Origin of the sequence: Methanosphaerula palustris E1-9c (assembly GCF_000021965.1) — an archaeon.
Classification (GTDB): Archaea; Halobacteriota; Methanomicrobia; order Methanomicrobiales; family Methanospirillaceae; genus Methanosphaerula; species Methanosphaerula palustris.
In genome coordinates this window covers 2,747,350-2,773,873 of record NC_011832.1, presented here as the reverse complement: position 1 = coordinate 2,773,873, position 26,524 = coordinate 2,747,350, and the positions used below count along the sequence as shown (strand labels likewise).

General features: G+C 53.2%; 22 protein-coding genes and 2 pseudogenes. 6 read left to right on the top strand and 18 right to left on the bottom strand.

From position 1 onward, the window contains the following. Positions 1–4: 4 nt before the first annotated feature. Entirely contained in the window at positions 5–556 is a 552-nt protein-coding gene (locus MPAL_RS13215; protein WP_158303691.1) for a hypothetical protein, read from the top strand. A gap of 218 nt (positions 557–774) precedes the next feature. Beyond that, positions 775–1,670, top strand: a pseudogene (locus MPAL_RS15425) (IS5 family transposase). A 296-nt stretch (positions 1,671–1,966) separates the two neighbouring features. Here MPAL_RS15425 and MPAL_RS13205 read toward each other — a convergent pair. From MPAL_RS13205 to acgM, 3 genes are all read right to left on the bottom strand, one after another. Then, positions 1,967–2,746, bottom strand: a complete 780-nt coding sequence (locus tag MPAL_RS13205) for a zinc-binding dehydrogenase (protein ID WP_201763851.1) — start codon at positions 2,744–2,746, stop codon at positions 1,967–1,969. Then, on the bottom strand, positions 2,715–2,810 hold the full coding sequence (locus MPAL_RS17660; protein ID WP_394295851.1) for a hypothetical protein: 96 nt from the start codon (positions 2,808–2,810) through the stop codon (positions 2,715–2,717). The genes MPAL_RS13205 and MPAL_RS17660 overlap by 32 nt, the downstream gene beginning before the upstream one ends. A gap of 131 nt (positions 2,811–2,941) precedes the next feature. Beyond that, complete coding sequence (acgM, locus tag MPAL_RS13200; RefSeq protein ID WP_201763850.1) at positions 2,942–3,985, bottom strand: radical SAM/SPASM domain protein, ACGX system; 1,044 nt, start codon at positions 3,983–3,985, stop codon at positions 2,942–2,944. Positions 3,986–4,524: 539 nt separating this feature from the next. Here acgM and MPAL_RS13195 point away from each other — a divergent pair. Both MPAL_RS13195 and MPAL_RS13190 read left to right on the top strand, forming a co-directional pair. After that, positions 4,525–4,860 carry a winged helix-turn-helix transcriptional regulator gene (locus MPAL_RS13195; protein ID WP_012619225.1) on the top strand — a complete coding sequence of 112 codons (336 nt, stop codon included), beginning with the start codon at positions 4,525–4,527 and terminating at the stop codon, positions 4,858–4,860. A 223-nt stretch (positions 4,861–5,083) separates the two neighbouring features. Then, positions 5,084–6,197, top strand: a pseudogene (locus tag MPAL_RS13190) (IS256 family transposase). Between the two features lie 71 nt (positions 6,198–6,268). Here the strand turns inward: MPAL_RS13190 and MPAL_RS17395 are convergent. The 3 genes from MPAL_RS17395 to MPAL_RS13180 all read right to left on the bottom strand — a co-directional run bounded on the left by MPAL_RS17395 (position 6,269) and on the right by MPAL_RS13180 (position 9,198). Further along, on the bottom strand, positions 6,269–6,736 hold the full coding sequence (locus tag MPAL_RS17395) for a DUF63 family protein (protein ID WP_330217451.1): 468 nt from the start codon (positions 6,734–6,736) through the stop codon (positions 6,269–6,271). After that, complete coding sequence (locus tag MPAL_RS17390) at positions 6,670–7,140, bottom strand: DUF63 family protein (protein WP_330217433.1); 471 nt, start codon at positions 7,138–7,140, stop codon at positions 6,670–6,672. The genes MPAL_RS17395 and MPAL_RS17390 overlap by 67 nt, the downstream gene beginning before the upstream one ends. Before the next feature lie 144 nt (positions 7,141–7,284). Beyond that, positions 7,285–9,198, bottom strand: a complete 1,914-nt coding sequence (locus tag MPAL_RS13180; RefSeq protein WP_012619224.1) for a heavy metal translocating P-type ATPase — start codon at positions 9,196–9,198, stop codon at positions 7,285–7,287. Between the two features lie 160 nt (positions 9,199–9,358). On the opposite strand from MPAL_RS13180, the gene MPAL_RS13175 reads away from it, so the two are divergent. Next, positions 9,359–9,670 (top strand): winged helix-turn-helix transcriptional regulator, encoded by a 312-nt coding sequence (locus tag MPAL_RS13175; protein ID WP_236610397.1) that lies wholly within the window; start codon positions 9,359–9,361, stop codon positions 9,668–9,670. A gap of 122 nt (positions 9,671–9,792) precedes the next feature. On the opposite strand, the gene MPAL_RS16395 is transcribed toward MPAL_RS13175, so the two are convergent. From MPAL_RS16395 to MPAL_RS13165, 3 genes are all read right to left on the bottom strand, one after another. Further along, positions 9,793–9,942, bottom strand: coding sequence for a hypothetical protein (locus tag MPAL_RS16395; RefSeq protein ID WP_012619222.1), 150 nt, complete (start codon positions 9,940–9,942; stop codon positions 9,793–9,795). Between the two features lie 89 nt (positions 9,943–10,031). Beyond that, on the bottom strand, positions 10,032–10,586 hold the full coding sequence (locus MPAL_RS13170; protein ID WP_012619221.1) for a chemotaxis protein CheW: 555 nt from the start codon (positions 10,584–10,586) through the stop codon (positions 10,032–10,034). A 12-nt stretch (positions 10,587–10,598) separates the two neighbouring features. Beyond that, positions 10,599–13,019, bottom strand: a complete 2,421-nt coding sequence (locus tag MPAL_RS13165) for a methyl-accepting chemotaxis protein (RefSeq protein WP_012619220.1) — start codon at positions 13,017–13,019, stop codon at positions 10,599–10,601. 1,021 nt (positions 13,020–14,040) lie between these two features. Here MPAL_RS13165 and MPAL_RS13160 point away from each other — a divergent pair. After that, positions 14,041–15,552 carry a serine hydrolase gene (locus MPAL_RS13160; RefSeq protein WP_012619219.1) on the top strand — a complete coding sequence of 504 codons (1,512 nt, stop codon included), beginning with the start codon at positions 14,041–14,043 and terminating at the stop codon, positions 15,550–15,552. 214 nt (positions 15,553–15,766) lie between these two features. On the opposite strand, the gene MPAL_RS13155 is transcribed toward MPAL_RS13160, so the two are convergent. From MPAL_RS13155 to MPAL_RS13120, 9 genes are all read right to left on the bottom strand, one after another. Next, entirely contained in the window at positions 15,767–16,798 is a 1,032-nt protein-coding gene (locus MPAL_RS13155; protein ID WP_012619218.1) for an SMP-30/gluconolactonase/LRE family protein, read from the bottom strand. A gap of 374 nt (positions 16,799–17,172) precedes the next feature. Beyond that, positions 17,173–19,965 (bottom strand): 6-bladed beta-propeller, encoded by a 2,793-nt coding sequence (locus tag MPAL_RS17130; protein WP_012619217.1) that lies wholly within the window; start codon positions 19,963–19,965, stop codon positions 17,173–17,175. 41 nt (positions 19,966–20,006) lie between these two features. Further along, complete coding sequence (locus MPAL_RS16015) at positions 20,007–20,339, bottom strand: hypothetical protein (RefSeq protein WP_148208249.1); 333 nt, start codon at positions 20,337–20,339, stop codon at positions 20,007–20,009. A 125-nt stretch (positions 20,340–20,464) separates the two neighbouring features. Continuing rightward, positions 20,465–21,664, bottom strand: coding sequence for a radical SAM/SPASM domain-containing protein (locus MPAL_RS13145; protein WP_012619216.1), 1,200 nt, complete (start codon positions 21,662–21,664; stop codon positions 20,465–20,467). Further along, positions 21,661–22,149, bottom strand: a complete 489-nt coding sequence (gene ahbB, locus MPAL_RS13140) for a siroheme decarboxylase subunit beta (protein ID WP_012619215.1) — start codon at positions 22,147–22,149, stop codon at positions 21,661–21,663. The genes MPAL_RS13145 and ahbB overlap by 4 nt, the downstream gene beginning before the upstream one ends. Next, on the bottom strand, positions 22,136–22,648 hold the full coding sequence (locus MPAL_RS13135; protein WP_012619214.1) for an AsnC family transcriptional regulator: 513 nt from the start codon (positions 22,646–22,648) through the stop codon (positions 22,136–22,138). The genes ahbB and MPAL_RS13135 overlap by 14 nt, the downstream gene beginning before the upstream one ends. Then, complete coding sequence (locus MPAL_RS13130; RefSeq protein WP_012619213.1) at positions 22,645–23,790, bottom strand: radical SAM/SPASM domain-containing protein; 1,146 nt, start codon at positions 23,788–23,790, stop codon at positions 22,645–22,647. The genes MPAL_RS13135 and MPAL_RS13130 overlap by 4 nt, the downstream gene beginning before the upstream one ends. Positions 23,791–23,804: 14 nt before the next feature. Beyond that, a complete protein-coding gene (gene katG, locus MPAL_RS13125; protein WP_048146108.1) occupies positions 23,805–26,006 on the bottom strand; it encodes a catalase/peroxidase HPI in 2,202 nt (733 codons plus the stop codon). A 27-nt stretch (positions 26,007–26,033) separates the two neighbouring features. Beyond that, a complete protein-coding gene (locus tag MPAL_RS13120; RefSeq protein WP_012619211.1) occupies positions 26,034–26,477 on the bottom strand; it encodes a hypothetical protein in 444 nt (147 codons plus the stop codon). Positions 26,478–26,524 lie beyond the last annotated feature (47 nt).

Genomic DNA, 26,524 nt, shown 5'->3' with positions numbered 1-26,524 from the left:
GTTGGTGAGATGTATGACAGAGAAGAAAGGAGTGGAGAAGGAGGCTGAAGAGATCCCGTTCCGTGGCATGGAGCGGGATCCCTTAACCGACACAGACAAGCAGTCGACTGGTGAGAAACCCCCGGATGAAGAGTTTGGGTACTGGATCGGGATGAACCCTGAGGATTCGAGTGATACCGATATGAACAAGAGCAGGTTCGCCGTCTGGCCAGATGGGGAGATGGGTGAGGAGACGATCTCATCGGCATCAATAAAAAAATCTGAAATATCTCCCCGATCGGCTCAGGAGGTTACGGAGAAGATGGAACAGATCGGTCATGAACTTCATGGATCTGAAGAGATTGTCCTCCCTGGGGGGGCGGCGAGAACCCCTGACCCTGGCGCCGGGGAGATGGGGGGTCGGAAGTCTTCAGGTGATATGGATTTCACCACCAGGGTGCGAAAAGGGGACGACGGTAGGAATCCCGATGACTGGCGGATCGTCTCTCATAAGAGCGAGCAGGGCCGTCATCATGCTGAGGATGATCTGAAAAAACAACCGAAACACGATCTTTAACCCTGGATCCATAGATGGTCGGAGATGGTTTCCCGACCGATCATTTTTTTTGAGTTTTGTGATCTCTCTCCCTCTATGGCGGGTACTTGATAAGTTGATCTGGTCACCATCAGGGGGAAGCATCAGGATATTCGAGAATGTGCTGTGCATTGTTGCATAACTCAAGTTATGTCCTCATCTCAAAGACTAAAAAATCGCGGCGTCTCCTTCATCCACTCCTGCCTACGAACAAAAGATGGGGACAGCCGCATATCGATACTCGCGATTGGAGTAAGCCTATAATGAACGCCTGGTTAAGCGTGGTGAGTTTTATCTCTCCTTTGCTTTCATCAAGTACTGGGATCGGGATCTCGCTGCATTGAATAGAGGAAAGCAGGGTCGTCCCATTCAGTATCCTTCTCTGATTATCGAGTGGATGGCTTGTATCCATATCTTTCTGCAGATGCCTCTATCGCCAGATGGAAGGATTCATCGGTCGACGTGCGACTCTCCTTCCTGCACTTAATAGTGCAGATTACACGACACTCTTTCGACGTATTCAACGCATGGATATTGCCGTCCCAGTGAATACCGCGATGCTCTCTGGGTATCTCGTTGTGGCTGTAGACAGTACCGGTCTGAAAGTAACCAATCGCGGAGAATGGATGCGTGAGAAGTGGAAGGTCCGCCGAGGCTGGATCAAGGTTCATGCCATGATCGATGTCGGGACCAACAAGATCCTGAGTCTGGAGGTGACCGATGAAAAACAACACAGGATGATCAGGTCTTTGAGATGTTTCTCGATCGGGGTGAGCAGAACTATGGTGGAACGTCGGTGAAAAGTATGCTGGGAGATGGAGCCTGTGACCGGAACCATTGTTTTAATGAACTTGAAAAACGAGAAATTTGGTCGGGTATCATGACCAGGATCAATGCATCACGACGATCAAGTGGATCTCCAAATCGAGCAGAATATTTTCGAAAACGGGATGACTTGGACGAGTATAAGCCATGGGCAGAGATAGTCAACTATGGGATGAGATGGAAGGTGGAAGGTCTCTTTTCGAGTATCAAACGAATATTCGGTGAATCGGTCAGAGCATCATCAAGAGAAGGCATGTTCCGCGAAGCATAGATGAAATTCAGGGGATACAATATCCTTCTGGCATTGGCTCAGTGAATGGGGAATATCGGGGATAGGGGTGAGTGGATCTCATGACGGGATTATGCAACACAGCAGGTTTCAGTGCTTAATTAATTTCCTTCCCCATCGTTTTTCATTCACCACGCTTCTTGTCTCCTTCGGTTATCCCAGGTTTCGGAGTGCAAGAATTTTCTGTACTACCTTTAATTTTGATCGCACAGATTCCCTGACCAACAGCTTGAACTGATCAAATCTGAACGCGCAGTTCTTAATGGTTCCTACAACAATCATTCTTCAATGACAACAACAACTTTTCCGTTTGCTGCGTTCTGCTCCATCAGAAGATGGGCGTTTGCGATTTTTTCAAGGGGGAACACCTTTCCGATGATGGGTTTCAGGTTATAGTGCCGGAGATGTGCAAATATCCTGTCTATAGATTCCTGTGTTGGATAGTTACTGAAAAAGGAAGACAGGTAAACACTATTGGGAATATCTTTGATCGGATCAAAATTTTCCAGTACTCCTTTATCCCCCAATATACCGGTCATGCAGACAATGCCGTGATAGGTCAGGAAGGTCATTGATTCCTCCAGCGTATTTGGGCCGACCAGTTCGAGGACTTTCGTGATACCTTCAGGGCAAACGGTCCGGAATTGCTGTGTTATTGTGCCGTCATCTAGCAATACACCATCAGCACCGCAGATTTTCAGGAGATCATATTTTTCTTTGTTCCGGGTCGATGCGAAGACAATGCAACCTATACTCTTGGCCAGCTGCAGGGAGGCAAGGCCAAGTGCACTGGTAGCCCTCCGGATGAACAGCGTATCTGATGGAACAAGCTGCAGGCAATCAAATAACGAGCCGTATGCAGTAAAGTAGGTCTCGGGAACGGCTGCGAGTTCTGTCCAGGTGAAATCTGTATCAACCGTGAATACATGACTGACTGGAAGTAACGCATATTGGGCGTACCCTCCATCGAAGCTTCGTCCCATGCCGCCCATGAGTGCTATCACGTGCTGTCCCTTTCTGAAATTACTATCTGAAGGATCTGCAATTTCCCCCGGCACATTCTATGCCTGGTATCCGTGGTAATCGGATATACGGAGCATCCGCTTCATAGCTCCGTAACATCAATTCAGAACGGTTGAGGCCGAATGCCTTTACCCTGACCAGTACCCATCCTGGCTTCACGGCAGGAACGGGAATTTCACTGATATACAGGTCTTCGGCTTTACACATTTTTGTAAGAACTACCGCTTTCATCATATCACACCTTTCCAGCACTGCGGATCTGCTGCATAAAAATCATGTGTGTATCCATACGCGACAGCAGGACAGCCACGGCAGAAACGGAGAAGTTCACAGGTTGAACATTTTTCAAACTTTTTGGATTCCCGGTATTTTTTATCCATTTCGCTGCCGAAAAACACATCATATAACCGGTCTTTGAAAATATTGCCGATATTGCTTTCAAATCTGCGGCAGGCGTATATTTCTCCGTTCGATAGGATTGTCAGGTGGCAGTTACCACAGTTGCACCCATCATAGATGGTAGTTGCGTCAAGTCCTTTGGGAATGGAGAAGAGACCCTTTTCATAGAGATATAGCGTCCACAAGTGATCCTTGAGATTAAAGGTAGTCCCTCTGTCTTTGTACTCCTCGAATTTTTCCCAGCATTTTTTCAACAATGCCTTATACTGCATCGGTGAAACATGGGTGCATCTTTCAAAACTGGTCGGGCAATACCGGGCAAAGGCAAAAACATCAACGTGGTTTTTCACAACAAGGTCAATGATTCCAGGTATCTCCAGTAAATTTGAATGAGAGACTGTTGTCATAACAGCACAGATGATACCAGCATCACGGATATACGCAATTTTTTCTATTGTCGTATCGAAAGAACCGGGTTTGCGGATTGCGTCATGTGTCTTTCGGAGGCCGTCAATGGAGAGCTGGTATCGCTCACAACCAAGGTGTTTCAGTTTTGTACAGATTTCTGCGTTGAGATGAAATGGGTTGCCTAGAATGCCGAATGGGATGTTTTTCGATTTCAGCAGTTCAAGGACTTTCCAGAAGTCTTTGTGTAAGATCGGATCTCCGCCCGTTATATAATAATACGGGATGCGCTGGATTTTCCGGCACATATCCGTACAATTATCTATGATGTCTACAATCTGCTCATATGTCAGTTCCCTGACCGGGGCAGAACTATTTTCTGAATAGATATAACAATGCTGGCAACACTGATCGCACCGGTCAGTGATATGCAATTGAAATGCAAAATATTGTTCCATGGTTTTTTTCATCTGTTCTTTTAGTCGTACCTTGGCACGACTCATATGCAAATAAGAAAGGTCCGGGCTCTGTTACATCGGTTCCAGAGCTGGAATTATTGGCCGGTAATTGTTTACTGGTCACCTGCACCGCAGGAAGAACCACAGGGTGATAGTCTAGGAACTGACTCGTTCCCGCCTCCTGAACCACATGAAGATCCGCAGGTGGAATTTTTAGGCACAGATTTTCCCCCTTCACCCGACCCGCATGAGGATCCGCATTGGCTGGGAGAATTCAATGCGCCCTGCACGCCGTTCATGTAACTCTGAGCACTTCTCTTGGCAAAATAACCACAGTTCTTTTGAGACCAATCATTGATTTTTCCGAGATTTTGCATGATCTGTACCTCAGTACTTAGAGTAAATGGAAGTAGAGATGCAAAAACCAAAACATTTTCAGGATTCCGCATTCAACATTTCACCTGCTTTACTAAGTACATCTAGTTTGAAAAAGAAAGAATAAATAACAAAAGTTTCACGAGCGGTATCAGATAACCTTGAGGTAATCTACCATGGTCAATTTTCCGGAAAACTTAATGGGCATACCCTGTCCTATAGAAAGAACAATTATCCTGATCGGGGACAAGTGGAGTCTTTTATTGATACGGCAATTATATCTCGCAAAGGGTCCGATGAGATTTAACGAATTATTGAAGTCCATGAAACCAATTAGCTCGAAAACACTTTCTTCAAAGCTTAAAGATCTTGTAATCTATGAAATTGTTGAAAAACATGTGGAGAATACCACGCCGGTAAAGATAGAATATTCCCTGACAGAAAAAGGTCAAGATCTCACAGATGTTTTACTTTCGATGGCTGAATGGAGCCAGAAGTGGCATAATTGCTAACCTTCTAACATCATTATCATTTTATGATGTCCTGACGATAGCATGCCAAAAGTGATGTAAAAGTAAAAAGGCCCTGTATCCAACCTAGAATTGGAGAAAGGTGAAACAGTGCCGATACCATTATCGTTTATCGAAGATTATCTTTTTGACAAAGACGAAGGGATGCGCAGTCTCATCACCTGGTTTTATATGAAAATCTCTCAGGCATTTTCATCTTGTATGCTTGTGGCCTTTGGCATTGTGTCTGTTTTTGAACCAGGTGATGCAGATCGAAGCCTATCGACAAGTGGGTGCCAATCTCTATGAACGAACTGCAACGAGAAACTGCCATCGAAACGGTTCTCGATCCCAATCTCTCACGACTCGCTATGGGGATGTTAAACTCACAAAACCCCAATTCCGGGAGAAACCCTTCGAGACGCAGATCTTCGGGCGATATGTCCGTGTCGAGAGGGGACTTGGTGAAGGCTATCGCCGGATCGTATTTATAGGGACGATAGTCGAGAAAATCCATGATTTTCGCTGGGTTTCAACCAGGAAAGTTCAGGAGATTGCCGCGCATCTGGGCGTGGAACAACTCTCTCCATCCTCAGTTTCACGGATCGCACACGATCTTGACGATCAGGTGAAGGCTTTTCTCAATCGACCGTTTGAACAACCGATTTCATATCTTTACGTCGATGCATCGTATTTTAAGGTCCGAGATGGACCCAGATATGTCTCCAAGGCACTTCTGGTGACAGGTGGAGTTCGGGAGGATGGATATCGAGAGATCCTGGGGGCCAGGATCGCTGCATGCGAAAATGAAATCTTCTGGTCAGGGCTCTTCGATGAGATGAAAGAACGAGGATTGAACGGCGTACAACTGGTCATCTCTGATGGTCATCAGGAAATCCAGACCGGCAGTGTCTGTGGCATTTCTGGGAGCATCGTGGCAAATGTATGAGGTACATACAACTAGAGCCGTTTTGAGGAATATCCCGAAGAAAGATCAGCGGGAGGTTGCTGAACAACTCAGGGAAGCATATGGACCCGGACAGAAACTTCAGGAAGTTGCTGATTCTCTGAATTCATGAGGATATCAGAGAGCTGGCAACACCATCGAATGATTCCTACCGGGACTATTGAACTACATGGCATTCTCGAAACAACACCACAAAAGGATTCGAACAACGAATGTCATGGAGAGGATCAACAAGGAACTGATATGGAGAACCAGCGTTGTGGGTGCGTTCCCCAATGATGATTCGCTCCTCAGGTTTGCAGGAGCGATCTTTATGGACATTAATGAAGAGTGGGTGATTGGCAGGAAGTATTTGACAATGGAGGAGAGATGATCTGTCGCGGATACGGGGTTTGTTGAAATTACAGCACGTATGGTACGCTACTCCACTCCCCCGGTCTGGCTCTATACGAAAAATACCATCCGGGCCATATCCCGTACACCAGGCGCAAATCCCACAACGATCATGGTAAACAGGACTAGGTGCCAGAGGATCGGTGGGGCCTCCTTTCGATAGTGCTGGAGGATGTATACTGCGGGAAACAGAACTGCAAATTTCAGAAGGAACATCGAAAATGCTGTTCCGGTCCATGCAATCAGGGCGCCTCCCACAACCTGCGATTCACGAAAGGCCATGGGGTGCAGGTCGATGCCATAACTCGTAGCGCTTGCGTCCAGCAGCTGGCCAAAGATCAGCACACAGTACAGTGGATCGCTTGCATATTCCCATTTGAGCACGTACCGCATGAATCCCCAGACTGCGCCAGAGACGACGATGGCAAGTGCGAGGATAATGAGAAGGATGTTTACCGCAACCTGTGAGTACCTAAGCCCGTACCATACCAGGAATGTGGCAGTGAGGAAGCAACCCAGTGTTCCAATACCGGCGTACCCGATATAGTATGAGGCGAGGTCCCGGCACGTTCAAGAGTCCGCGATAGGAGCAGCGCAGCGACCGTAAAGAAGAACAGTACAAAAAATATCAGCGGCGTGATGAGGAGGAAGTGGATATCGGACGTGATGAATCCGGTATCCTCGACAACCCGCAGGAGACCCCCGAGAACGATGAACGGTACTGTGGCAAGGACAAATGTCCTGTCCACCAGAATCCCGGCCCGGTTCAGCCAGAGATAGACCAGATACAACGCGATAATGAGAATCGCAGCATAGGTCAGGGTGTCCACCAGGGTGTACGGCTGGCCGTACCGGATGGGATCGATGTAATACTTCATGATAAATTCGCTGATCATACCGTCATCCTTCCCTGCAAAAATCATGGTTATACCACGGGTACTTCATTTCAGTTCGCCGCTGTTACGTGCCATTGATTATTTATCTCGATATTCGCGAGGGATACTTCCCTGGATCCTGTTCTGCCATATGAAGAAAAGGTTGAACATGATGGTTGTGAGCAGTGACCATCACCGCTTTGTAACCCGCAGCCCGTTTCCTACCGCGAGGAGTTCGGACGCTTCATGGAAGATCACCGCGAGCGTTACGCCGAGAACCCCGAGAAGGGCGCCCGGGATAAGGATGGCGAGCACCGCGACCGAGAAGACAATATTCTGATTGGAGACCGCAAGGGCTTTCTTCCCGAACGCAATGGCTTCCGGTACTTTTGACAGGTCGTCGGCCATCAGGGCCACATCGGCCGCTTCGATTGCCGCATCGGTCCCGATCGTACCCATAGCGATACCAACGGTTGCCTGGGCGAGTGCCGGGGCATCGTTGATGCCATCGCCGATCATGACGACCGATCCGTATTTCTCCTTGAGCGACTCGATTGCAGCAGTCTTGTCTTCCGGCTTCAGATCGGTCCGGATGTCATCTATTCCAAGATTGGCAGCTACGGCATTGGCTGTGATTCGGTTGTCACCGGTCAGCATGATCGTCGCTATACCCATCGCATGGAGCTGGTCGATCGTGGCCTTTGCATTCGGCCGGACCTGATCCCTGACCGCGACGAGACCGAGAATCCTCTCCTGCGTCCCTACGAACATGACCGTCTTTCCGTCAGAGCGAAGCCGGCCGATCTCCTGCTGCGTCTCTGCGTCAGGATTCACGCGGGTAAAAAATTCCGGTTTGCCCACATAATAAACCGTCCCGTCGATGGTTGCCGTTGCAGCCTGGCCGGCAAGGGCGCATAGATCCACTGCATCGTGCGGCTGAATGCCAGCGACCTCAGCACGCATCACAATGGCCCGGGCGAGCGGGTGATCAGAGCAACGCTCGATCGTATAGGCGATCCGGAGGACATCATGCTCATCACCATTCAGTGGGATGATATCGGTCACTGCCGGAGTCCCGGTCGTAAGGGTCCCGGTCTTGTCGAACGCAACCGCCTTTGTCTTCCCGAGATTCTCCAGGTGGATACCTCCTTTGATGAGAATGCCGTGCTTTCCTGCCGACCCGATACCGGCTGCAACAGCAACCGGTGTGGACATGACGAGTGCGCACGGTGCTGCTGCAATGAGAAGCACTACGCCCCGTATCGCAAGCTCGTTGAACGGGATGCCGAAAAACGGCGGAATGAGAATGAGCATGAGCGATACGAAGAAGACCGCCGGCGTATATTTCCGCCCGAATCTCTCAATAAAGGCCTGGGTCTTCCCCTTCTGCTCCTGTGCCTCTTCGACCATGTGGATCATCCTGGTGAGGGTATTGTCACTGAATGTGGCTGTCGCCCGTACTTCCAGGGCACCATCGACATTGAAGGTTGCAGCGAAGACTTTCATACCTTCCTGCTTTTCTACAGGCATGGATTCACCGGTGACCGCGGCCTCGTTGATACTGGACCGGCCTTTCACGATGATGCCGTCGGTGGGGATGCCGGCCCCGGGTTTCACGAGGAACATATCCCCGACCTTGAGTTGTTCGGCCGGGATCACCTGTTCGTCCCCGCTCCTGATCAGGACCGCTTCCTTCGGCGCAATATCAAGCAATTTCCGTATCGATGCCCGCGTCCGGGCGTAGGTGATATGTTCTACGCCTTCGGCTGCAGCGTACAGAACGACCAGCGTCACGGCCTCTCCCCAGAGCTCGAGCACGATCGACCCCAGTGTGGCGGCGATCATCAGCATTTCAATGCCGATCGCATGCTCGTGGAACAGATCTTCAAATCCTTCCCGGGCCCAGTGGTAAGCCCCGAGGAGGATGGCGACAACGAAGAACAGGGTTACGACCAGTTCCGGAATAATCCCGAGAAGACCGAGAATGAATCCTGATACTGCTATTACTGCGGCTATCAGCGCATTACGGAGCGGGGGAAAACCGTACCAAACGCCATCATACGCCCCATCATCATCAGTGCAATTGTTTGAACATGAATGACCCATGAGATAAACTCCAAATCGTTATTGTTAATTTTCTGGTAGATAGTATCCGTTTAATAGTTGATAAGCCGAAAAGTAACAGAACAGGTAGGTAGTATTCATGAAGAAACCGCCGGCCATACCCGAGGATATTTGTTTCTGTCCGTTATCTGGCATTCTCGATGTGATAGCGAAGAAGTGGGCGCTCCTGATCATCGCGATCCTCGGCAATGAAGGGGAGAAGGGGTTCAACGAACTGAAGCGGGAGCTTGGTTGTATCAGTCCGAAGCCGCTCTCGGACACGCTGAAAAACCTTGAACGGATTGGACTGGTGAGCAAGAAGGTCCTGGGGACTTCGCCGCCGACGGTGAAATATTCTCTCACACCGGAGGGTTGGGAACTGCGGGATCATCTGATCCCGATGCTGGTCTGGGTCTCTGAACACGGCGGACAGGATATGCCGGGCTGCCCGATACGGGCGCGAAAGCACCCCTGATATCAGTAAAATTAAACTGCGGGTTCAAAGAAACCGATTTTTTATAACCCCTGATGTGTATTGCGAGTATATCGTACTGGTCAGCGATCCGATCGCTCTGAACTCTGCAGATCGCGTGTCGTTCAGATGAGGAGGATGGTCCGTGCCGCCCCGATCATCACGCCGGATTCGAGATCGCCGACCACGTTCCTGGTGGCGAGCGTCCCAAAATCGAGCGCCCGGAACTCCTCTTCCACCGTTTCACTGGCGAGGGCCACCTTTAAGAGTATCATCGGCAGTTATGAATGGCCGCACATTTTAGAAGGTCACACTCTTTCATCTCTTCATGTCGCTCTAAAATAATCGGGGAGGGATTTCACGCTCAGGCCGTATGGTTGATGGTCCCGAGCAGGTGTCGGATATCGATCCAGATGATCAGTTCTGTTATATCCTTCTCTTTGATTTTTGTCTTCTTCTTGATGATGCCGATGATATGGGCGTCTGCGCTGGTCTCTGCGATCGCAGTCTTGTCGACCTGTGCCAGTGAAAAGGTGGAGACTGATGAGACGTCATCGACCATGATCCCGATCTTTGATCTGGTGATCCGGTCATCGAGGACGATGATTCGGCTGTCATCGTCTTTGACCTCGATATCGGCTCGGATGTTCATCTGCTCCTTCAGGTCGATGATCGTGGTGATCTCGCCTCGAAGATCGATGATCCCCCTGATATAGGAGGGAGTGTTTGGAAGTTTTGTGATGGTGGTGTATTCGACGACCTCTCTGACATCGAAGAGGTCGATAGCGAAGTGCTCCTTGCCGAGGAGAAACTCCACCACCTGTACATTCTCTGCAATACTGCCCTGCTGCAGTCTTTCCTCCCGTGCCCCTCCCACGATCCCGGCTTCAGGATGTTCTTCACGTATGGATTCTGTCATGGACCCTCCTCGTCAGACTCTGAATATACTGATCTCTCTTGAGACTTTATCGACGATCACATTCACGTTCTCGATGATCTTCCCGACTTCATCGATCGCGGCTGATGTCTCCTCGCTGGCTGCAGCCGCATCGCCCGCCTCACTGGCTGTCCCGTCCACCAGGGAACTCACCTCGTGGACACTGGCCGTGATCTCCTCGACGGTGGCAGCCTGCTCTTCGGAGGCGCTCGCGACCTCTTCAACCGAGCGGGTGATCTTCTCGACATCGGCAACGATCCTGTTGAAGACGTTCAGGGTCTCGGAGAGAACTGCCGACCCCACCCCGACCTCCTTTGACGCTGACGCGGTCGCCTTTGCGGCCAGTTCGGACTTGTGCTGAAGTCCCCCGATCATATCGGCGATCGACTCTGCCGAGGTCCTGGACTCCTGGGCCAGGGACTTCACCTCGGCTGCGACCACCGCAAAACCACGTCCTGCATCGCCGGCCCGGGCGGCCTCGATGGCTGCGTTCAGGGCGAGCAGGTTCGTCTGGTTGGCCAGGTCCGAGATCAGGCCGACAATCTTGCCGATCATCTGCATTTCTGACTTGATCTCGCCGATGATCTGGTCGACCTCATTGGTAGAGCGGGTGATCCCGACCATCCCCTGCTCGGCCTTTCGTGCGAGTTCCGCTCCATCCTTGGAGATCGTATTTGCATTATTGGCGAGGGTGGCGACGGACTCGGTGCTGGCGGTCACCTCCTCGACTGCGGCAGAGAGATCCTCCATCGCCTTCAGCACCTGTTCGAGCCCATGGTTTCCCAACTCTGCGTTGGAACTGACCTTGCCGGTGCTGCCGGCGACCTGCTGTGCCCCGGAGACCACCTCCTCGACGCTGGCGTTCGCCTCCTCTGCCGAGGCTGCGAGGTCGGTCATCTGGACGCTGATCCCCTTCATTGCTGTGGAGATGGAGATTCCGATCCCGTCCAGGGCATCCTTGAACGCGATGAAGTCGCCGGCAACCTTCAGGTTCTTGTCGACCCTGGCGGTGAAGTTGTACTTGGCAAACTCGTTCGAGACCCGCATCGCCTCATTGACCGGCTCGGTCACAGAATCGAGCGTTCTGTTGAATCCCCCTATGACCTTTTTGTAATCGCCCAGGTGTCTGGTTGTATCCGCTCTGTTGGCGAGTTTTCCCTCTATGGCGGCCTCTGCGAGCAAATTAGCATCGGTGACGAGCGCATTGATATTGTCGATGAGGTTGTTCAGGTTGATGTGAAGCGTGTTGAAGTCACCATTGAGCTGACGATTTGTCTTATCTGGGATATCACCTTTACTGATCCGATCAATGCATTCTGCAGCCAGATTCAATGGTGTGATAACAGCGTCGAGGGTCTGGTTGAACCCTTCGATGATCTTCCTGTAGTCACCCTGGTGTTTGGTTGCGTCCGCCCTAGTCGCGAGTTTTCCTTCGACTGCCGCTACCGAGAGCATATTGGCATCAGTGACGAGTGCATTGATGTTGTCGATACAGTTGTTGATGCTCCTCTGCATCTCGATGATGTCGCCGTTCACCTTGTTGGTTCTCTTCTCCGGAATGTCGCCAATACCGATTTTATTATAATAATCTATGGCAACATTTAACGGAGCGATGATGGCATCGAGCATCGCATTGACACCCTCCATCATCTTTTTGTTACCGCCCTGGAACTTGGAAGGATCGGCGCGTGTTGTGAGTTTACCCTCGATTGCAGCCTCTATCAGCATATCAAGTTCAGTATTCCGCATCACAATCACATCGATCTGCTGATTCAGGTTATGCATCAGAACATTGAAGTCACCCTGATAATTCGCAGTGATCTTTTCAGGTGCCATCCCTGCGCTGATCTTGGCGACAAAGTCAGCAGCGATATTCAATGGTCCGATGACTGCATCGAGGATCCCATTGATACCTACTGCCATCTTCTGAAAGTCCCCGGTATGCTGTGATGGGTCGGTCCGTGCGGAGAGAACCCCATTCTCTGCCTGTTCGGCGACCCAGAGAATATCGGTGACGGCTTTCTTCTGTTCGGTTACATCTGGGAAGTACTCGATCGCACCAATTATTGTGCCGGCACTGTCTTTCAAAGGCAATCCGGTTCCGTCGATTATAGTCTCACCCAGCGGGATCTCGGTGTGATAAGGGATCCCTTTCTCCATTGCAACCCTGCACGGGCATTCGGGGGTGTTGCAGGCCGAGGACCTGTACAGATCGAAGCACTTCTTGCCGATGACCTCTTCTCTTCTCTTGCCTACGATACCTGCAGCAGCCTCATTTGTATAGAGGATTGTGTACGTGGTATCGATGATGTGAATCGGGACCGGCAACTGGTTGATCCCTGTAGAGAGTAACTCAAACTGCCCTGCCATTTTCTTGGCTATTTCAAGATCTTTTGTACATTGTTCAAGATCCATATTCCTTACCTCCAGATAAGCGCGAGTACTGCCCTCTTCTTCAAAATCCCTTGGTGAGATCGTGGATTTGGATGCTTCCAGTTCATTTTGCTGTACCCGATTACGACAACCGTGCCTTGGATACTGTAGAGATATAGTATTATCTGATCTGATAGGGCCTTGTGTCAATGGTATCGAGTATACCTGCGAAGGATTTTTTATAATCGTTAACTGACCTTCTGCAGTCTCCAGATCATTGCCCTATTCACAAATATTTATAATTATAACTGGATATAGTTAAGGTTCACAAGATTCACAAATTTATCAGTATTTTGGCTTTGTTGAAACTCTTAAAATAGATAAATTTACAATCCATGTTGGTGGAGAAAAAGGATATTTGAGTATCATTGGAGAGTTTCAACAGAGTTGAAATTAACTAAATTATGATGCCGGCTGCTGGATCAGTTCAGAGGTTTCAATCACCTCATCCCCTATCGTCAGGGATATATCACCGTCTGAAACCGGGCCGGCCGATACCGGACTGGATGAAAGAGGCCGCGTGGACCGGCCCGTCGACGAAGTCCAGCTGTTTTTGTTGCAGGAATGGGCGCGACGGCTTGTACTCGACAACGAGTCGTAATGATCCGGCCTGCTGTTTCTATCGGGTTGTCGGTGACGACCAGCGTGATCCGGACAACGAAGACAACCGCCTGGACAGTTCTTTCTGCAGGTGCGTTCGGTCGGACCGGGATATAGGATGAGGTCCCAGAATAGTAAAAACAATTTTACAATGGAACTGTTCTGTCGGCCGGGTGATCATGCCCTGTTGCGTACCTCAAAAAAATGCTCATTACCCTGGGGTAATGAGGTGAAATAACCCCCTATTTAAGTTATGCAACAAGCACAAATCGCAATAATGATATGCTGGAAAAAAACCATATAATCAAGAGAAAGAGAGCTGGTTCTTATTTCACTGAAACTCACAACACTACTCATCATCACAGGATTCTTCTGCATAGTCCTCGTTTCTGGCTGCTTAACATTGCCCTCAGGCCAGCCGGTTGCAATCCAGAATACGAACCTGTCGACAGGAAGTAATGGGACACAGGAGATCGCCACCATCATCCCGCAGTTCGATGCCTATGCTGAGCAGACCTTCCGGAGAAGTGGTGTTCCTGGGATGGCGGTGGCCGTGGTTCAGAACGACACCGTCATCTACCTGCGGTGCTTTGGTGTGAAGAACATAACGACACAGGAGCCGGTCACGCCCGACACCCGGTTCCAACTTGCATCCATCTCTAAATCCTTCACCTCGGCATCGATCGCATCCATGGTTGGAAACGGCGAGCTCTCGTGGGATGACAAGGTCGCGACCATAAACCCCGACTTTCAGCTCGCTGACCTGTGGGTGACAGAACATGTCACCTTCCGCGATCTCCTCTCGCAGCGGACCGGGCTTCCGCAATATGGCAGTGATGAACTCCAATCCGCGTTCGCATACAACCGGTCGGAGATCCTCAACAGGCTCCGGTATCTCACGCTTACGGGCGAGTTCCGCTCATCCTATGCATACTCAAATATTGGTATCACGTCGGCGGCAGAGGCGGCTGCAGTGCGGGCTGGAATGCCCTGGGAAGATCTCGTTGCTGAGCGGGTCTTTGTCCCTGCCGGGATGAATAACACGAGCGCCCGGTTTGATGACTTTGCCCTGGCAGGAGATCATGCGGATACCTATCCCATGACAAACGGGACAGCCGTGGCCGGGCCGCTCATGAACGATGAAGTGAACAGTCCTGCTGGAGGGGTGAGCTCGACCATCAACGACATGACCCGGTACGCCCGGCTCCAGTTGAATGAAGGAAGTATCGACGGGAAGCAGGTAATTGCGGCCGAGGCCCTCCACGAGACACACAAACCGCAGAATATCATGAATTCTTCCAATACCAGCATTATGGCATACGCTTTAGGGTGGGATTTCATTGCCGAAAACGGGCGGGTCCGGGTTGAACACGGGGGCGATCTCTCGAGCGGCGTCTCTACGTATATTACACTCTATCCCGAAGAGAAGATGGGAATTGTGATCCTTACGAATGGATTCCCGGAGGGGTATACCCTCAAAACAGCAGTAACGAAAGGATGGGATGACCTGTATTTCTCCGGGACGGTCAAAAAGGACTGGTATAACGAGACGGAAGCTCTGATCAACTCGGCGCTGGAGCCGGGGGCGTCGGCCCTGAACCCCTATACCCAGGCCTCGCCCGCCCCGGCAGATGCAGAGCCTGCCCGGCCCCTCGTAACCTACACCGGTACCTATTCACAGGACTATTACGGCACCCTCCGTGTCGATACGAATGAAACGGGACTTTTGGTGTACCCGGGCCACAGTACGGATCCAATGTTCCTTGTCCCGTATGATAGGGACACCTTCCTCAATCAGGAGACGAACACTGTCGTGAATTTCACGGTCGGCAATGCCGGGACTGTCACCAGCGCATGGTTCGCCCCGTTCGATCTACCCGGGCGGAACGGGACATTTGTCCGGATATCCCTCTGATTGATACCGCGACGCTCTCTGAGCTGTACTCTCCAGTCCGTCATGGACGTTCGAGACAAGACGGCCACATAGCCCGGGGCATCGACGAAGTCCGGCCGTCCTGTTCTTCAGCGCCTGGTATCGGTTCAGGGTACGCTAATCTCCGGGATTCCTGAAAGAGACGATCACCTGGCTGAAGGTTGGTAAAAAAAAATGCAGGAGTTCGTATCAATTCCTACAGTGTGTTGAAGAGGACGACCACATCATTGAAATCGATCTGGTTGTTCTTGTTGAAGTCGAATGCACTGACCGGTTCGTTCTCTGCGATCCAGTCCATCTGGTTGAAGAAGAGGACCACGTCGTTGAAATCGAGAACACCGTCGCCGTTCACGTCATCGCACGTGCTGTTGCTGGTCGAATTCGGGGTGTCGTCACCGCCCGGGACTTCTTTTTTTTGGGAGATGGTCGGTGTCGAACCAGCGGGAACGAACTTCTGGATCCGGCAATTACCCCTGTCGACGACGTAGACATAACTGTCAGAGTCGACCGTGATCCCGGAGGCTCCCGTCTCCCAGCTCGTGACAAAGGTGCTGTCCGGCGTGAACTTCTGGACCCGTTGGTTCCCGACGTCATTGACGTAGACATTGCCGGCGTTGTCGACTGCGATCCCTTCAGGGGAGCTGAACTGCCCGTTTTCGGAGCCGGAAGTTCCCCAGTTCAGGAGGTGGGTGCCGTCCGAGGTGAACTTCTGGACCTGGTTGGAAGTTGCGTCAGTGACGTAGACGTTGCCGTCGGAGTCGACCGCGATCCCGGAGGCCCGCGTCCCCCACTTGGTGATGAAAGTACCGTCTGACGTGAACTTCTGGATCTGGTTGTTCACTGTGTCGACGACGTAGACATTTCCGGCGTTGTCGACCGCGATCCCTTCGGGGGATTTGAACTGCCCGTCTCCTGGACCATAACTCCCCCATTTCGTGATAAAAATACCGGTCGAATCGAACTTCTGGACCCGGGAGTTATGCTCATCGGTTACGTAGACATTTCCGGCGCTGTCGACCGCGATACCTCCTATCCCGAAAAATTGTCTGTTTCTAGTACCAGCACTCCCCCATTGTGTGATGAACGTCCCGGTCGACGTGAACTTCTGGACCCGGTTGGTCCCTGTGTCGACCACATAGACGTTTCCAGCGCTGTCCACAGCGACACCACATGGATCCCCGAACTGCCCATAGCCCCAACCGATGCTACCCCATTGTGTGGAATACACATTCCCTCTTCAGCCGAAACGACCGGGAAACTGCCCAGCAGGAGCAGCAGGGCACAGATTAAATAGAAAATTGACGAAGACTCCATGCAATATACCACCACGATAAGATTAGAATTGATTATTTCAAATTTAACAATTGCTATTCTGTTTTCGATCACCAGGCCCTCAGCCCTACCTCCGCCCTGGCATGATGCGAGCACGACTGACTTCGGCCGTTCGTTCTTCAGCAGGTAGCCGGCCTTCCGGTTCCCATTTGCCTGGCACCAGTATAGCGATTCAGGGTACGCTGCTATCCGGGAATCTGTGAAGCGAAGCGGCTTGACTACCAGGGCCGGGGGTCTGAAAAATGTAACTGCAGGGGTTCGTTGTAATCCCTACAGTGTGTTGAACAGCATGACGACATCATTGAAATCGATCGTCCCGTTCCTGTTGAAGTCGAATGCACTGACCGGTTCATTCTCTGCGATCCAGTCCATCTGGTTGAAGAAGAGGACCACATCGCTGAAGTCAACGGCCCCGTCGCCGTTCACATCCTCATAGAGCCCGTCATTGTTGAGGTCGTGCGGCATAGCGGATCCTCCCGGAACCTGTTTCATCGGGCTGGTCACCGTGAGGTACCCGGTCCTTATGATCCGTTGTGACCCGGCGGTATCATTGAAGACGTAGAGCGTGACCGAGTAGGTGCCGGGAGCACTGTACAGGTGGCTAGGATTCCGAACCGTTATGTCCGTGCTGGTCGTCCCGTCCCCGAAGTCCCAGAACCAGTGAATCGCACCCCCGGTCGTTGTATCGTTGAACTGTACCGTCAACGGTGCAGACCCCGAGGTCGGCGTCGCCGTGAAATTGGGAACGAGCGGTGGTACCGAGACGGTAATATACTCCTTCTTTGTTATCGATCTATTCCCTGTCGGCACCCTGTCGGCGGTCAGCGTCACCGAGTAGGTGCCAGGAGCACTGTACTGATGGCGTGGATTCTGAACCGTTCCGTCCGTGCTGGTCGTCCCGTCCCCATAGTCCCAGTACCAGTGAACTGGACTCCCGGTCGTCGTGTCGATAAACTGTACCGTCAACGGTGCAGATCCTGCAGTCGGAACCGCCGTGAAATTGGGAACGAGCGGCGGGACCGTGACCGTTATATACCCCTTCTTTGTTATCGATCTGCTCCCCGATGTCGTCCTGTCGGCGGTCAGTATGACCGAGTAGGTGCCAGGAGCACTGTACTGATGACATGGGTTCTGAACCGTTCCGTCCGTGCTGGTCGTCCCGTCCCCATAGTCCCAGTACCAGGCTGTCGCCCCCCCGGTTGTGGTGTCGATAAACTGTACCGTCAACGGTGCAGATCCTGCAGTTGGAACCGCCGTGAAACTGGGAATGAGCGGCATAATCTGAGCGACCCAGGAGAACTTCTGGATCCGCGAGTTCGATTCGTCGACGATATAGACATTGCCGCCGCTGTCCACTGCAACATCACGGGGATAGGTGAACTCCCCGTCTCCCAAACCTTCACTCCCCCACTTTGTGATGAATTCGCCGGTCGATGTGAACTTCTGGAACCGGTTGTTCGATTCATCGACAACATAGACGTTGCCGGCGCTGTCGACGGCGATACCGCCCGGATAGTTGAACTGCCCGTCTCTGGAACCCGAACCGCCCCATTGTGCGATGAATGTGCCGGTCGAAGTGAATATCTGGACTCGGTTATTCCCGGTGTCGACGACGTAGACGTTGCCGGCACGGTCCACGGCGATACCATAGGGGTAGTTGAACTCCCCGACTCCCGAACCATCACCGCCCCATTTCGTGATGAATTCGCCGGTCGATGTGAACTTCTGGACCCGGTCGTTCTCCGTGTCGACGACGTAGACGTTGCCAGCGCTATCCGCGGTGATGCCGCCAGGAAAGTTGAACTGCCCGTCTCCGAAACCTTCACCGCCCCATTGTGTGATGAATGTGCCGGTCGATGTGAACTTCTGGACCCGGTTGTTCCCGGTGTCGACGACGTAGACGTTGCCGGCACTGTCCACGGCGATACTGTACGGATAGATGAACTGTCCATCTTCCGAGCCTTTGCTGCCCCATTTCGCGATGAATTCGCCGGTCGAAGTGAATATCTGGACCCGGTTGTTCCAGGTGTCGATGATATAGACATTTCCGGCGTCGTCAAGTGCAACACCATGGGGATGGTTGAGCTCCCCGGCTCCTGAACCTTCTCCGCCCCATTTCGTGATGAATGTGCCGGTCGATGTGAACTTCTGGACCCGGTTGTTCCCGGTGTCGACGACGTAGACGTTACCGGCACTGTCCAGAGCGATTCCACGCGGATAACTGAGCTGCCCGTCTCCCGAGCCATAACCGCCCCATTTCGTGATGAATTCGCCGGTCGACGTGAACTCCTGGACTCGGTGGGTTCCTATATCGACGACGTAGACATTTCCGGCGCTGTCCACGGCGATACCATATGATGTGCCGAACTGCCCGTCTCCGGAACCTTCGCTGCCCCATCTCGTGATGAATGTCCCGGTCGAGTTGAACTTCTGAACCCGGGGATTCCACGAATCGGTTACGTAGACGTCGCCCGCACTGTCCACAGCGATACCACCGGGATTCTCGAACAGCCCGTCTCCGGAACCGTCACTGCCCCATTTCGTGATGAATGCGCCGGTCGCATCGAACTTCTGGATCCGATGGTTCCACGTATCAGTGACGTAGACATTGCCGGCACGGTCCGCGGCGATACCATAGGGATAGCTGAACTGTCCGTCGCCGGAGCCTTCACCGCCCCATTTCGTGATGAATTCGCCGGTCGATGTGAACTTCTGGACCCGGTGGTTCCAGGTGTCGGTTACGTAGATATTGCCGGCGCTGTCCACGGCGATGCCACCGGGATTCTCGAACTGCCCGTTTCCGGAACCTTCACTCCCCCATTGCGTGATGAATTCGCCGGTCGACGTGAATTTCAGGATCCGGTTGCTCAACCGGTCGGCGACGAATACGGCTCCGGTGCCATCCACGGCGACACCCTCCGGATCGGAGAACCGCCCGTATCCCAGACCTCCATTTCCCCATTGAGCGGTGTAGGTATATCCCCCTTCGGCAGAGACGACCTGGACGATGCTACAGAGGAGCAGCACGACACAGAATAGGAATAAAAAAAATGCCGACCTCATTTGGAACCACCATAACTACCTTTGAATTGCTGGTTCTTATGTTAAAGATTCCCGTCGGGTCCCCTTCCTGCATCCCTGCCGGACATCAGCCATTGTCTGGGAGACTGTACCGGCTGATCGCCTGGTGCAGATGTGTCGACGAAGTCCAGCCGTTCGGTTGCAGGTCTGGGCAGCCAGCTCGTGTCCGACGATGAGGCGTGATGATCTGTTCCTGCTATCTCCATCCGATTGTCGACGGCGACCAGCGTGATCCGGACAACGAAGACAACCGCGTCGACGGTTCGTTCTGCAGGTGTGTACGGAACGGGATCAGGACGACCTGTTGGGGGCTTTAGTGGGAAAGTAAGGGACGAATAAATTCCAGAGATCGTCATCAATTTCGATGAAGATCATACGGAGACTCTAGGGGACAATTGGAGATAATAGTCTAGCATGAAAATCAAAAAAATGGGTATGGATACGTGAGGATTTTCATCGATTGAGGCAGTGGCCACAGGTCTCATTGTCGTTTTGGGAAGACCTTCTCGACAAAACAGAAGGGATCTTCTGCTAGAAAATTCTCGTTCACTGCATAAGCCCGGACCCGGCAGCCGCCACCGCAGAGATCCCGATAATTGCATGTCTCGCACCGACCCCCGAACCGAGCCTGTTTTTCCCTGAACCTAGCGAGAACGGGATTGGCAGGGTCAGCCCATATCCTGCTGAATGGCAGATTACGGACACTCCCTACGAGAAATTCCGGTGAGCGGGCGAACTGGCAGGGGTACACGTTTCCCTGTGCATCAATATTTGCCACGCGGGTACCGGCGCTGCACCCGCCCTTTAAAGATTCCAGCAGTTCGCGGGCATCAACAAGATCCTCTGACTGATCCTTCTCCATGGAAGCGAGCAGGTGGATACAGTCCTGCGGGGCATCGACCGTGAGGAACTCCATGGTTGCGGGGTCGGTCTCTTTTGCTTTCAGGTAGAGGAGGCTGAGGGCTTCGATCACCTCGTCCCGGTCCAGCTGCAACTGGGTATAGGAATCGATTCCCCGACCCGTAGGAACGAGCCAGTACAGGCAGAAACGGGAAGCTCCCAGCGAGATGGCGAGATCGACAAGCGCTTCAAGTTCCCGGCAGTTCTCCTTTGTAAGCGTGACCCGTACCCCGCACCGGAGCCCGGCCTCCTTACAGGCAGCGAACGCTGCGAGTGTCTGCTCAAATGCACCGGGTGAATTCCGGAAACGGTCATGAGTCTCTGCCCTGGCCCCGTCGAGCGAGATGCCGGCATACTCAATCCCGCTCTCCTTAATCCTGCGGGCAATGTCGGGAGTGATCAGCGTTCCATTGGTACTAAGGGCCATTTTAAGGCCACGATTCCTGGCATGCTGTGCCAGATCCCAGATATCCGCCCGCATAAGGGGCTCCCCACCAGTGAACAGGATGAGCGGGACACCCATATCCGCGAGATCATCGATGACCTTCAGCGCTTCAGCGGTCGTAAGTTCTCCTTCAGTCGTGCGTTCCGGGCCAGACTGGTTGTAACAATGATTACAGCTCAGGTTGCAGCGATCCGTAAGGTTCCAGAAGATCACCGGTCGGTACATCCCGGAGAATGCAAGATAGGTACTGGGCACCGTGGTCTGTGGTTTGTGGCGGTGCCGCATCACATCGCTGACCGTTCCCCGACCATGCATGCACTGGGTAATACGATTCATGGGAGACTTCCCCCGTCCTCCCATATCCTCACGTTCGGCATGCGCTTAAACTCGCGGGTGCTGAAGAGGACACGGTAATCCGGACTGCCGATCTGTTCTGCAATTGTTCTGATCTCATTGTGTACCTTGTCTCGGCTGTACCCGTGATGCACGGTATAATGGGTGTACTCCCACCGTCCCGGTACCGGCCTGCGTTCATAGCAATGGGTAACAAAAGGAAATGTTGCCAGCAGTTTTCCCCTGTCCTCATCGCAGGACCCTGACAGTTTCCACGCCACAAGAGCGTTTGCGGAGATTCCCACTTTCCGCTGGTCAATGCGGGCCCGAAATTTTCTTATGATTCCTGCTTCCTTCAAAAGCCTGATCCGTTCCACCACTTCGGCCCCACTGAGGTTCAATCTTTTTCCTATCTCTTCAAAAGGAGCCGGAACAAGCGGGAGACCACGTTCAAGTTCCCGGAGCAGGCAAACATCAATCTGATCCAAAATTACACTCCTGGTGCGGTTCAGGTACAAAGGAGAAACGCACATCAATTTTTATCTTTTTTATCGTCGGAAGGTCAAGGATATCCGATGCCGGAATCCCGGTCTGTTGCAGAATCTCATCAAGCACTCTCCGGATGCCCTCCTCATTCTTTCCAGATATCGTGAACCAGAGGGAGTAATAATGATCCCGCTGGAAATTGTGCGACACTTCTGGATAACTGCTGATAACGGTTGCAACCTCCTCCAGTCTCTCCTCCGGCATATGGAGGGCAACCAGTGTCGCAGCGTGCAGGCCGAGAGCGCAGGATTCAAGCACCGGGGAGATACTCCGGATAATACCCAAACCATCCAACCGTTTCATCCGTCCGAGCATCTCGGATTCCGTAATGTTCAGACGATCCGCGATCGCTCTCCAGGGCCGGGATACGAGCGGGAGATCATCCTGAAGGGCATTGAGTATGGCCAGGTCGGTCGGGTCCGGTACAACGGTTTTGTTCATGGGATCACATCCGGTGGTTGATACGGACACCATGGATCTTCTCCGCAAATCTCTCCATTCACTATATCCGGAGTTGCAAGGCCGTCGCACCAGAGCGGAGAGGCTGCATCCTCCTGCCGGTATGCCCGGGCCCTGCACCCGCCGCAGCTTGTCTTAAAACTGCACCTCCCGCACTTTCCCGTAAGTCGTGAGGGATCGCGAAGTGCGGCAAAGAGTGGGGAGTTGTTCCAGATTTCAGAGAATGGCGTGGTCCGGACATTGCCGGCACTCACCGGCAGGTACGGGCACGGGGTGACATCCCCGTTTGCAAAAATCCGGCAATACGTGATACCGGCAAGACAGCCGCGTCCCCATGCAGGGTTCGCAATACCACATTCATCTGCTATCCTGCGGAACTGGGGGGCACACGTTGGCCGGATATTGATGCGGGAGTCCCGGTATCTGATGAGGATCCGACGGATCATCTCCTCGTATTCCTCCGGGCTGCGAGGCTCGATCTGCCGTGCCCTGCCGGTTGGGATGGGGAAGAAGAGCTGGTAATCGTGGACACCAAGAGACGTCCCAAGACCGATGAGGTCTTCCACCTCGCTGATGGCAGATCGCATCACTGACATGTTGATCTGGACTGCGATCCCTGCATCATGGCAGTGACCGATCGCCTTCGTGGCCTTCTCCCATACGCCGTCAAGGCCCCGGAACGCGTCATGGGTGGCAGGGTCTTTCGAGTCCAGGCTGATCGCCACAGCCCGGATTCCTGCTTCCTTCAGTTTTGCCGCGGTTTCCTGATCGATGAGGTACCCGCTGGTGCCCATGACCATACGGAGTCCCTGCTCCGTGCCGTACCGTGCGATATCATACATATCCTCACGAAGAAGCGGTTCGCCTCCGCTCAACACAACGACCGGTTTCCCTATCGCCCGGATCTGGTCGATGACAGATAATGCCTCCTGCGTGGAGAGTACTCTGTCCGCTTCCTTTTCACCTGCATCCACGTAACAGTGGGCACACTTCAGGGGGCACCTGAGCGTGATATTCCACGAGATGATTCGTGGCGGCGCCCCACCAGGTATACCCTTGACAACGTCAGTCCTTATGCCACACTCTCCGAGTTCCTTATCCGCCTTCGTGAGGTTCTCTATCATTGAAGATGGTTATACTACGATCTGGCGAGATCGAAGCGATCAAGGTTCATCACTTTGGTCCAGGCTGCCACGAAGTCCTGGACAAACTTCTCCTGTGCGTCCGCACTTCCGTAGACCTCGGCCAGAGCCCGGAGCTGAGAGTTCGAACCGAAGATGAGATCGACACGCGTACCGGTCCACGTGACTTCGCCAGTCGTGCGATCGTGCCCTTCAAATAGGTCCCTGGCGTTCGATACCGCCTTCCACTCCGTACCCATATCGAGCAGGTTCACGAAGAAGTCGTTGGTGAGCGCTTCCGGCTTCCTGGTAAACACACCATGCCGAGTCTGGCCGAAGTTGGTGTTCAGCACACGCATGCCGCCAACGAGCACCGTCATTTCGGGTGCGGTCAGGGTCAGCAGGTGCGCCTTATCAATCAGCAACTCCTCGGCCGATACGGTGTAGCGGGTCTTCTGGTAATTGCGGAAGCCGTCCGCCTTCGGCTCGAGCACGGCGAAGGAGATCACATCGGTCTGCTCCTGCGAAGCATCCATGCGTCCCGGCGTGAAAGGAACCGTCACCTCGTGACCGGCCTTCTTCGCAGCCTGCTCGACGCCCGCACAGCCAGCCAGAACGATCAGGTCCGCAAGCGAGACTCTCTTGCCGCCAGATGCCGCGCTGTTGAAATCGTCCTGGATACCCTCCAGCGTCTTGAGAACCCTGGCCAGCTGGGCCGGCTGGTTGACGTCCCAATCCTTCTGCGGCGCCAGACAAATGCGGGCACCGTTGGCACCTCCGCGCTTGTCGGAGCCACGGAAGGTGGACGCCGATGCCCAGGCGGTCGAAACCAACTCCGAAACAGACAGGCCGGAAGCCAGGATCTTGCCCTTGAGGAAAAGGATGTCCTGTGCATCGATCAGTTTGTGATTGACGGCAGGGATGGGGTCCTGCCAGATGAGCTCTTCGGCGGGAACCTCCGGACCGAGATAGCGTGCACGCGGACCCATGTCGCGGTGCGTCAGCTTGAACCACGCCCGGGCGAATGCGTCCGCGAGCTGGTCCGGGTGCTCATAGAAATGCCGTGAAATCTTTTCGTAGGCGGGGTCGAACCTCAGGGAAAGGTCAGTGGTCAGCATGGTCGGAGCGTGTTTTTTCGACGGGTCATGGGCATCTGGAATCGTGCCGGCGCCTGCGTCGCCCTTCGGCTTCCACTGGTATGCACCTGCCGGGCTCTTCGTCAGTTCCCATTCGTAGCTGAAGAGGATCCGGAAGAAGTTGTTGCTCCACTTCGTGGGCGTGTTGGTCCAGGTGACTTCGAGGCCGCTGCCGATCGTGTCGCCGCCTTTGCCGGTGCCGAAGCTGCTCTTCCAGCCGAGGCCCTGCTCCTCGATGCCGGCCGCTTCGGGCTCTGGTCCCACATGGGACGCAGGGCCGGCGCCGTGGGTTTTACCGAAACTGTGGCCGCCGGCGATGAGCGCAACCGTCTCTTCGTCGTTCATGGCCATGCGGGCGAATGTCTCGCGGATATCCCCGGCCGCCGCGATCGGATCCGGTTTGCCGTCCGGGCCTTCCGGATTGACGTAGATCAGCCCCATCTGCACGGCTGCGAGCGGATTTTCGAGGTTCCGCTCGCCGGAGTAGCGTTTGTCATCCAGCCACTTGTTCTCAGAACCCCAGTAGACGTCCTCTTCCGGCTCCCAGACATCCTCACGCCCGCCGCCGAAGCCGAAGGTCCGAAATCCCATCGATTCCAGGGCGACGTTGCCGGCAAGAACCATGAGGTCGCCCCATGAGATTTTCCTGCCATACTTCTGCTTGATTGGCCAGAGCAACCGGCGCGCCTTGTCGAGGTTCACGTTGTCGGGCCAGCTGTTGAGGGGTGGGAAGCGCTGCTGGCCGGCACCGGCGCCGCCACGACCGTCACCGGTGCGGTACGTGCCGGCGCTGTGCCATGCCATGCGAATGAACAGGGGCCCGTAGTGGCCGAAGTCTGCCGGCCACCAGTCCTGCGAGTCGGTCATCAGCGCCTGCAGATCCTTCTTCACGGCTGCAAGGTCGAGTTTTTTGAACTCCTCAGCGTAGTTGAACTCCTCGCCCATCGGATTGGACAGAGGAGAGTGCTGGTGGAGAACTTTGAGGTTCAACTGGTTCGGCCACCAGTCTCGGTTGGACATGCCTCCTCCGGCTGCTTGTTTGTTTGTCCCGCCCGTTACCGGGCAATTACTGTCGTCAGTCATCATGTCACTTTCTATCGTTGGATGGTTTTATCCCCTGTTGTGGTTTAAATATTCTTCTTCCCATCTACATCGGCTACGGTTGAGGTTTTTGAGCAAGGGGTCCTCATCAACGCCATCTGCTGCAAGACAGGTGTATTTTTTAGGATCCTGGAGGGACTGAACCTTCGTATACTCCACCAGGTACCTGAAAACCTGGAAATACCCCTGGGCGCCGACGCCGGTCGTGTTGCAGCAGGAGAAGCCGTGATGGTAGGCCATCCGGGCGGTGCACCGTCGGTACACCAGATCGCTTTGGACTTGGCCGTCCCTCCCCCTGTTCATAAACGCGACCGTGCACCCGCCTGCCTTCCCGAACGGAAGGTAGGTCCGGCCGTCGAGGGTGTGGGCGATCTCGACATCCTCGCAGGTGAACGAACTGGCGTAGTTCTGAATCCCGACGTAGCCGACACCGCTGAATCCACCGAGCGTCACCCCCGGCGAGGTCTCTGGGATCTCGATTTGGCACGGCGACCCGGCCG